The organism is Limimaricola cinnabarinus LL-001, from assembly GCF_000466965.1.
GTDB lineage: Bacteria > Pseudomonadota > Alphaproteobacteria > Rhodobacterales > Rhodobacteraceae > Limimaricola > Limimaricola cinnabarinus.
In genome coordinates this window covers 1-1,185 of record NZ_BATB01000158.1, presented here as the reverse complement: position 1 = coordinate 1,185, position 1,185 = coordinate 1, and the positions used below count along the sequence as shown (strand labels likewise).

Below are 1,185 nucleotides of genomic sequence, written 5' to 3'. Positions count from 1 at the left end.
TGTTGGCTGTCACCGAGAACTGACCCAGCGGCGGTCGGAATTGTCACTGAGAACTGACCCATGTGGAACCTTGCCCCTGACGGGATTTGTCGGGGGTTATCGGAGTGATCGACATGGGATTTTTGAGCGTCATTCGACGTTGGGCGTTGCGGGACAAGATGCCCATTCGCGAGATCGCGCGGCGAACCGGGCTGTCTCGCAACACCATCAAGAAGTATCTGCGGGCGGGGGTCGTTGAGCCCCGGTTCCAGACACCGGTGCGTCCAAGCAAGCTGGATCCGTATGCAGAGAAGCTGTCAGGCTGGCTGGTGACGGAGCAGCGCAAGTCGCGCAAGGACCGGCGCACTGCCAAGCAGATGCACGCTGATCTGGTTCAGCTTGGCTATGAGGGCTCGTATGAGCGGGTCGCAGCCTTCGTGCGGACCTGGAAGGGAGATCGGCACCGCGCACAGCAGACGACCAATCTCGGGACGTTCGTGCCGCTGGTGTTCCAGCCGGGTGAGGCATTCCAGTTCGACTGGAGCGAGGACTGGGCCCATGTCGGCGGCGAGCGCATCAAGTTACAGGTGGCCCATATCAAGCTGTCGCACAGTCGGGCGTTTCTGGTCAGGGCCTATCTGTTGCAGACGCATGAGATGCTGTTCGATGCGCACTGGCACGCATTCCGGGTCTTCGAGGGCGTCCCGGGGCGTGGGATATACGACAACATGCGAACGGCAGTCGACCGTGTGGGGGCGGGCAAGAAGCGCGATGTGAATGCGCGGTTCATGGCCATGACCAGCCACTACGTTTTTGACCCCGACTTTTGCAACCCGGCGGCAGGCTGGGAAAAGGGCCAGGTCGAGAAGAATGTCCGCGATGCCCGCCACAGGCTCTGGCAGGTGATGCCGGCTTTCGCGGATATCGACGCGCTGAACCTCTGGCTGGAAGAGCGTTGCAAGGCGCTGTGGGACGAGATCGAGCATGGCAGCCTCCCCGGCAGCATCGCCAATGTCTGGGAGGCCGAAAAGCCTGCACTGATGCCGCTGCCCACGGCCTTCGATGGCTATGTCGAGCTAAGCAAGCGCGTGTCGCCCACCTGCCTGATCACCTTCGAGCGTAATCGCTATTCTGTCCCTGCCAGCTTTGCGAACCGCCCCGTCAGCCTGCACATCTACCCCACGCGGTTGGTGATCGTGGCCGAAG

Annotated in this window: 1 protein-coding gene; it reads left to right on the top strand. The window is 61.8% G+C overall.

Going from position 1 to position 1,185, the window contains the following annotated elements; translation table 11 throughout:
• Positions 1-113: 113 nt before the first annotated feature.
• Positions 114-1,185, top strand: a 1,072-nt coding sequence (gene istA / locus MBELCI_RS18840) for an IS21 family transposase (protein WP_045320561.1), incomplete at its 3' end; no start/stop codon positions are given.